The sequence below is a fragment of the Xanthomonas sp. SHU 199 genome (assembly GCF_000364665.1).
Classification (GTDB): domain Bacteria; phylum Pseudomonadota; class Gammaproteobacteria; order Xanthomonadales; family Xanthomonadaceae; genus Xanthomonas_A; species Xanthomonas_A sontii.
In genome coordinates, this window is sequence record NZ_AQOI01000594.1 from 1 (window position 1) to 6,410 (window position 6,410).

At 70.7% G+C, this 6,410-nt stretch carries 5 protein-coding genes; 3 read left to right on the forward strand and 2 right to left on the reverse strand.

Annotated features, from left to right (window positions below; genetic code table 11):
* The coding region (locus D183_RS0117530) for a virulence factor family protein (protein ID WP_017910148.1) at positions 1-719 on the forward strand (719 nt) is incomplete at its 5' end.
* Positions 720-1,051: 332 nt separating this feature from the next.
* Here the strand turns inward: D183_RS0117530 and mprF are convergent.
* Entirely contained in the window at positions 1,052-3,616 is a 2,565-nt protein-coding gene (gene mprF / locus D183_RS0117535; protein ID WP_026144592.1) for a bifunctional lysylphosphatidylglycerol flippase/synthetase MprF, read from the reverse strand.
* Positions 3,617-4,118: 502 nt separating this feature from the next.
* Here mprF and D183_RS0117540 point away from each other — a divergent pair.
* The gene (locus tag D183_RS0117540) at positions 4,119-4,811 is read left to right on the forward strand and encodes a DUF998 domain-containing protein (RefSeq protein WP_026144593.1); all 693 of its coding nucleotides are present in this window, start codon (positions 4,119-4,121) and stop codon (positions 4,809-4,811) included.
* Positions 4,808-5,152, forward strand: a complete 345-nt coding sequence (locus D183_RS0117545; RefSeq protein ID WP_017910151.1) for a RidA family protein — start codon at positions 4,808-4,810, stop codon at positions 5,150-5,152. Before D183_RS0117540 ends, D183_RS0117545 begins: the two co-directional genes overlap by 4 nt.
* 219 nt (positions 5,153-5,371) lie before the next feature.
* Here the strand turns inward: D183_RS0117545 and D183_RS0117550 are convergent.
* On the reverse strand, positions 5,372-6,410 hold a 1,039-nt coding region (locus D183_RS0117550), incomplete at its 5' end, for a class I SAM-dependent methyltransferase (protein WP_017910152.1).

Consider the following 6,410-nt stretch of genomic DNA (forward strand, 5'->3'; position numbering starts at 1 on the left):
GCGCCAGCGGCGATGCGCTGCCGGGCCTGCGTGCGGCGGTGCGTTCGCTGGGCGATCGGCCCGGCGTCAGCCTGCCGCCGACCCCGGCCGACCTGGCCGGGCTGCCGGTGGTCGAAGTGCCTGCCGCCGCGGGCGCGGGTGATGCCGACAACGGCAACGTGTTCGCGATCTTCGTCTCCGGCGACGGCGGCTGGGCCGGACTCGACCAGCAGGTCGCCGGCGCCCTGGCCAAGGCCGGCATCCCGGTGGTGGGCGTGGATTCGCTGCGCTACTTCTGGAGCGAGCGCACGCCGCAGGGCTTCGCCACCGACCTGGACCGCATCTACCGCCACTACAGCCACCTGTGGCAACGCGGGCGGGTGGTGCTGATCGGCTTCTCGCAGGGCGCCGACGTGCTGCCGGCGGCCTACAACCAGTTGCCGGAAGCGATGCGCGACCAAGTGCAGCTCACCGCCTTGCTGTCGGTCGGCAAGACCGCCGACTACGAGTTCCACGTGTCCAACTGGATCAGCTCCGGCGACGACGGCCTGCCGATCGCCCCGGAAGTGGCGAAGATGCCGCCGGCGCAGACCCTGTGCATCTACGGCGAGGACGACGACGACGCGCTGTGCCCGGACCTGCCCAAGGGCGCGGTGCAACTGGTCAAGCTGCCCGGCGACCATCATTTCCAGGGCGACTACGCGACGCTGGCCAAGCAGATCCTGCAGCGGATTCAGTAGACGCCGGGATTGGGGAGTCGGGATTGGGGGTTGGTCGCGCGTGCGGGCTTGTCCGTTCGCGCCGTCTTAGGAGCGGCTTCAGCCGCGACGCTGATCGCTGAAACGCCAGTTCTGCGCGGCACAAGCGCCCGTTCGGTGTCGCCGGACTCCATGGCGGTCGTACCCTCACCCCAACCCCTCTCCCGGGGGGAGAGGGGCTTTAGCTGTTCCTTCTCCCCTCGGGAGAAGGTGCCCCGAAGGGGCGGATGAGGGTACGGTGCGAAGCCTCGCAATGCCCAGGCAAACGCGGGGTAGCCAGGCCAATCTCCAATCCCGACTCCCCAATCCCGGCCTCACTCCGGCTTGCGTGGATCCAGCGAGATCAGTCGGGTCACGTCCAGCAGGGCGGCGGGCAGGTGCATGCCGCCGGGGGCGGCGAGGTAGCGGGTGCGCCAGGCGGGGGCGAACTTGGACTTGAAGCGGCGCAGGCCGGTGAAGCCATAGAAGCGTTCGCCGTGGCGCACGATCAGGTTGCCGAAGCGGTTCCAGCGGCCGGCCAGGCGGTGCTGGGCCAGGCCCGACAGCGGCGCCATGCCCAGCGAGAAGCGCTTGTAGCCCTGGTCGCGGCCCCACAGGAACAGCTCGATGAACAGGAAGTCCATCGTGCCCTTCGGCGCATCGGCGATGTGCCGCATCAGGTCCACCGACAGCTCGTGGCCGGCCGGGGCCTGCCACAGGTTGGCGAAGGCCACGACCTTGCCTTCGAACTCCACCACCGCGATCGGGAAGCGGCGCAGGTAGGCCGGGTCGAAGCTGCCCAGCGAAAAGCCCTTCTCGGCGCCGGCCTTGTCTTCCAGCCACTGCTGCGAGACCTCGGCCAGCACCGGCATCAGCGCGTCCACCGCGTCGGTCTCGACGATGCGGAAGCTCAGCCCGCTGCGCTTGCCGCGGTTCCAGGCCTGGCGCAGGTCGGCGCGGTCGCGGCCTTCCAGGTGGAAGCCCTCCAGCGACACCATCGCTTCCTCGCCGAGCTTGACCAGGGTCAGGCCCAGGTCCAGGTAGGTCTGCCAGTGCTGCTCGCCGACCTGGTAGAACACCGGGCGCAGGCCCATGCGGTCGGCTTCCTCGCGGAAGCGCCAGATCAGCGCGCGGGCCACTTCCGGCGCGCCGACCGGGTCGCCCATCGCCACCAGCGAGCCGCCGTAGCGCTGCATCATCACGAAGCCGGGGCCGTCCTCGGCCTGCAGCAGCGCCTTGTCGCCGGTCAGCACCAGGCAGGCCTGGGTGTCGGTGGCATCGGCCAGCACCGGCGCCAGCGCGTCCAGCTGCGCGCCATCGGCCGGCGGCAACGGCGAGCGCGTGCTGTGCAGCAGCCGCGCCAGCCCGAACACCACCACCGCCACGCTGACCAGCAGCACCGCGCGCAGCGCGCGCGGCGCGTTGGCCGAGGTGGCGAACTCCCACCACAGCTCGTTCTGGTATTCGACGTGGCTGTAGACGAAGAACAGCAGCCAGATCGTGGCGATCAGCACCAGGCCGAGGTTGCGCAGCCACGGCCACGACCAGGCCTCGTCGAGCAGGGCGCCCTCGCGATAGAACTCGCGGCGCGCGCCCCACAGGCCGACCGCCACCACCAGCGAGGACAGCGCCACCGAGACGTGGCCGCCGCGCAGCCAGGCCGGCAGCGGCAGCAGCACGCAGATGCCGATCGCCAGCACCCAGGCGGCATGGCTGCGCCGCTGCAGGCCCTGGCCGATCAGCAGCAGCACCACGCCGCCGAGGCTGGCCAGCAAGTGCGAGGTTTCCATGATCGACAGCGGCGCCATGTCCTGGCGGCGCTTGGGCGTGGGCAGGGTGCCGTCGATGACCAGTGCCGCGCCGACCGCGAACACCGCCAGGGCGATGATCTGCGGCAGCCACGGGCGCAGCGTGCGCCAGGCCACGCGCACGCCGCCGGCACTGGCGGCCAGCGGCCGGCGCAGGCCGGACAGCGACGCCATCAGCACCGACAGCAGCAGCGGCACCACGTAGTAGGTGATGCGGTAGATCAGCGCCGCCGCCAGCACCGCCGCCGGCGCCACGCCGGGCAGCAGCTTGAGCAGGCTCCACTCGAACACGCCCAGGCCGGCCGGCACGGTCGAGACCAGGCCCGCCACCACCGCGACCAGGTACAGGCCGACGAAGCCGATGTATTCGATGCCCGATTCGTTGGGCAGCAGTACGTAGAACGCGGCACTGGCCAGGCCCAGCTCGACCACGCTCAGCGCGGTCACGCCCAGGGTGGTGCGCCGGTCCGGCAGCCACAGTTCGTGGCTGCGCCAGCGCAGGGTGCGGCCGTCGCGGCCGGCCAGCAGCAGCATCGTGGCGAAGCCGACCAGCAACGCGATGCCGATCGCGCGCACCGCAGTCGCGCCGACCGGCAGCGCCAGCGCCGCCGCGGCCGGCTCCAGGGTCAGGGCCAGCGCCAGCAGCAGCCACGCGCCGAACACGAAGCCGAGCGTGCTCATCAGCACCACCTGGCCGATCTCGGCCAGGCTCAGCCCGACCCGGCCGTAGCCGCGCAGGCGCACCGCGCCGCCGGTCAATGCGGCGAAGCCCAGGGTCTGCCCGACCGCATGCGCCAGGAACGCGGTGATGCTGATCCGCATCGGGTGCAGCTTGCGCCCGCTGCGGCGCAGGCCGACGGCATCGAAGCCGATCAGGCAGGCGTAGCTGCTCAGGCCCAGCAGCAGGGTCAGCACGATCTGGCTGAGGCTCAGCTGGTTGAAGGCGTGACGGATCGCACTGTAGCCGTGGGTGCTGAACTCCGTGGCCAGCGCGTGCAGCGCCAGGGCCAGGATCGCCAGGCTGGCCAGCACCGGCAGCGCACGGCGCCAGCCGGGCGTGGGTGCGGGAGTAGAGGGCGCGGCGTCGGTCATTGCGGACGGACGGCGGCGAGGCGCGACGGCGCACGTTGCGCGGTGCGCGACGCGGCCGGAGCGGAAGTGCGGGTGAAACGAAGACGGGCCATCGCGATACCGGTTGGATGAAAGCGTGTGACGAACATTGAGAGGGCTGCGACCAAGTGGCTGCGTCGCGGTGGGTGGGGTGTCGGGGCAAGCCGGGTTGCACCGGCCTGCCGCGCATCACCCCGGTGGGATGCCACGCGTCAGGTCCCGACAGCGGTCGCGGTCAGCGGCGCGAAGGCGAGTCCGGTACCGGTGAGCTTGGCGCCCTCCCGGGCCGCACCCCGCAGCGCGCACATCGCACCCCTGTCAGCCGTACCGCTCCTCTTGCCGTGCATCCCACGCTCCAGGCTATACCGGCCGTGCCGGCGACGCGCATGATAGTGGAATCGCACGTCGCCACGGCGTCGGGATCGCGGCAGGGGCCGTGGCCAGCGCATGTGGCGACGGTCTGTGTCGGTTCCGGAGCCTGTCGATGCCCTTGTCCGCATCTCCCTTTCCCAAGCCGCCGCGCTGGACGCGCCTGGCCGGCGCCGCGGCGCTGCTGCTGGCGCTGCTGTTCCTCGGCGTGGCAATGGCGTTGCAGGTCGTGCGCGCCGATCTGCACTGGCAGCAGGCCACGCTCAGCCAGTACCTGCATGGGCCCGGCGGCCTGCTGCTGAGCACCGTCTACGTCCTGCTGGCCGTCGGCGTGGTGGCGCTGGCGGCCGGGCTGTATGCGCAGGCGCCGCCACGCGCGCGCAGCGGCGCGCCGGTCGTGCTGTTCGGCTGCGCCGCGCTCGGCCTGTGCGGCGTGGCGATCGGCGACAGCTATCTGCCGCAGCGCGCACCGCTGCTGGCGCCGCTGGTGCACGGACTCTCCGCGCAGACCGCGTTCCTGTGCGTGACCACGGCGATGCTGCTGCAGAGCGCGTGGCTGCGCGGGCAGGCGGCGTGGAAGGGCCGCGCCGGGCCGCTGTTGCTGCTGGCGGTGCTGGCGTTCGTGGCCCTGTGGGTGCATGTGCTGTGGCGCGCACCGCCGCGCGGGCTGACCCAGAAACTGCCGATCGTGTTGATCCTGGCCTGGCTGCTGCCGGTGGCGTATCGCGTGTGGCGGCCGGTGCCTGCAGCCGCGGCGCAATCGCGCGACAATGGCGCGGTCTTCCCACTACAGGACAGCGCATCATGATCCAGCGTTTCGATACCGGCCCGCGGATGTCGGAGATGACCGTGTACAACGGCGTGGCCTATCTGGCCGGGCAGATCGCGGACGATACCAGCGAAGACATCGCCGGCCAGACCCGCCAGGTGCTGGCCGCGATCGACCGGTTGCTGGCGCTCGCCGCCACCGACAAGAGCCGGATCCTGCGCGCGGAGATCTTCATGACCGACCTGGCCGAGTTCGCCGAAATGAACAAGGTCTGGGAAGAATGGGTCAGCCCGGGCAACACCCCGGCCCGCGCCACCGTGCAGGCCAAGCTGGCCGACCCGGCCTGGAAGATCGAGATCGTCATTACCGCGGCGGCGTGAAAGCCGGGAATGGGGAGTCGGGAATCGGGAATCGGGAATGGGAAAGCCGGCAGTGCGTCGCCTGAGCGACCGCGTGAAGCTGTGGCTTTAGCCGCGACAGGCGTCGCCGGTAAAGCCCGTCGCGGTTGACCGGAAGTTCCTTGGGTGCGCAGGTAACCCGGGCACTCGCGGGACACCCATTCCCGTTTCCCCATTCTCCATTCCCGGCACCCCAGCGCCTCAGCGCCTGACGAACCGGTAATGCGCCACGCCCCACTGCTGGCCCTGTTCGTAGCCGAACAGTTCCGCGCAGGCCATCCAGAACATGCGCCAGCGTTGCCACCAGATCTTGGCGTCGGTGCCGTAGGTGGCCTGCAGCACCGGCATCAGCGTGTCGCGGTGGCGGTCCTGGTTGTGCAGCCAGGCGTTGGCGGTCTTCTCGTAATGCTGGCCGGACAGAAGCCAGCGGCGTTCGATCGCCAGGTCGTCCTGGAACTGCAGCAGGGTGTCGGCCGCCGGCATCAGGCCGCCGGTGAAGAAGTGCCGGCCCATCCAGTTGTCCTCGCCCTGCACCTCGAACGGGTAGGCCAGGTCGCGATGGCAGAAGATGTGCACGAACAGCCGGCCGCCCGGCACCAGCCAGTGGCTGACCCGCTTGAGCAGTTCGCGGTAGTTGCGCATGTGCTCGAACATCTCGATCGAGACCACACGGTCGTAGCTCTCGGTCGGCAGGGTCAGGGTGTTGGCGTCGTGGGTGATCACCTTGACGTTGCTCAGCCCGCGCGCGCGGCACTGCGCTTCGATGTGCTCGCGCTGCGGCCGCGAGTTGGAGACCGCGGTGATGCGCGCGCCGGGGAACTGCTCGGCCATCCACAGCGTCAGCGAGCCCCAGCCGCAGCCCAGTTCGAGGATGCGCTGGCGGTCGCGCAACTGTGCACGTTCGGCGTACAGCTGCAGCATGCGTTCCTCGGCCGCATCGAGATCGGGCGTGGTCGCGTCCCAGTAGCAACTGCTGTACTTCAGGCGCTTGCCCAGGCACAGCTCGAAGAAGCGCGGCGGCACTTCGTAGTGCTGGCGGTTGGCCGCGTCGGTCTCGATCGCGATGGCGCTTTCGCGCAGCGATTCGATCAGCAGGCGCTGGCGCTCCCAGGCCGCGTCGGCGCCGCCGGCGCGCTCGTCGCGCAGGCGTTGCGCACACAACCGGCGCATCGCCGCGCGCAGCATGGCGTCGGGCAGCAGGCCGGATTCGGCCAGGCGCGTGGCCAGCGGCTCCGCCGGG